Genomic DNA, 1,458 nt, shown 5'->3' with positions numbered 1-1,458 from the left:
TTGTTGATGATGAACCGCTCGGGTGGCAGGAGGTTGCCCTGGTCAAGCGCATCCGGCGAGGGCCGGATCTGCTGTTGGCTGGCAGCCAAGACTGGCGGGGCGGCGGCCTCAACTCCGGCGTGCCCAGAGCCGGCCGCTGCCAAAGCGTCCTCCACGATCCTGTCTGACGCAGGCTTCGCATCGCGAACCCGTTCAAGCGCCAAGCGGAGAAAATCGTTGCCTGGAAACAACGCCTCGGCGAATTTGATCCGTGAATCATGATCCAGCCCAGAGATCGTCTGGCCCCGCCTCTCAAGCGCCTCAGAAAATCTGCGAAGACTACGACCATAGGCAACACGGGTGCTTGGGGCCAAGCTGCTGTCACTGGTCACTTGTTCTAAGACATGCGCATCTGCCTTTGAAGGCACCGCCACTGGCCACCGGCCAGTCGCTGAATAGCCCGGCTCATGATACGCACGCAGGACGTTCAACGCCGGCCTTATATCCTTTATGTCAGTGTTTTTTGGAAAGAAGGTATCGAGGTGATCGACCAGGGATTGGTGATTTTTTAGATCAGTCGCTTGGCCACGAGCGCCGAGATCATTCGCCAATCGGCGAAGCGCATACGAGTATATTCGGAGCGTCGGCGCGCTATGGTGTTGCTGAGCCTCAGCATGGGCGATCGCCTTATCAATCACGTCCCGGTGTTCGTCGGACAAATGGGGATAGCGGTTAGCCGGGGCACCAACAGACGCTGAATAGCCCGGCTCATGATACGCACGCAGGACGTGCAACGCGCTCTTCATATCATCGCTTTTCGGAAAGAAAGCATCGAGGTGATCGACCAGGGATTGGTGATTTTTTAGATCGGTCGCTTGGCCACGAGCGCCGAGATCATTTGCCAACCGGCGAAGTGCATACCTGTATTTTAGGACCGTGCTCTCGCTATATTTTTGCTGAGCCGCAGCGTGGGCGATCGCCTTATCGATAAGGTCCCGGTGTTCGTCGGACAAATGGGGATAGCCGGTGGCACGGGCGCCACTCGCGACAGGTTCGGCTCGGCGCGGCTCGGCCACGTGCTGCTCAAAACCCGCTTGCCGCGCTTGGCCAGCATCCGGCAAGGGGCCAGGGCGGTTCAAGGAAGAGAGCATCGCGTCTGGGACGCGTTGAGTCCCATGGGAGAAGCCTTGGGGGACGGCGAATGAGACGTTTATGGAGTTCTCGATGGCAGCGGGGGGTGCCTCAGCCCATGCGGAGGGCGCGGCCTCCGCATGCAGCCTTCCGATGTGTTCGGACCCTGTCCCTTGAACCGGTACCCCTTGCAATGGCAATTCACCCAATTGCCGCATGGGGGGCTGCATCGGCACGCGGCCGCCTGAATTGCCGATTTCGCGCGGCTGCTGCTGAATGGCGGCGGCTTGCGGCGTATTCAGGGCCCTCTGCCTCTTCGCTGGCCGGAACAGCGCTGTGGAATGTTCG

The 1,458-nt window shown here is 60.0% G+C and carries 1 pseudogene; it reads right to left on the bottom strand.

The window, feature by feature from the left end:
• A pseudogene (locus C9427_RS34405) lies at window positions 1–992 on the bottom strand (Ulp1 family isopeptidase); the annotation flags it as partial.
• Between the last annotated feature and the right edge of the window lie 466 nt (window positions 993–1,458).

The sequence above is a fragment of the Mesorhizobium helmanticense genome (assembly GCF_003034915.1).
In the GTDB taxonomy this organism is placed as follows: Bacteria; Pseudomonadota; Alphaproteobacteria; order Rhizobiales; family Rhizobiaceae; genus Mesorhizobium; species Mesorhizobium helmanticense.
Note: the sequence above shows the minus strand (reverse complement) of the source record. Positions and strands in the feature narration are given on the sequence as shown.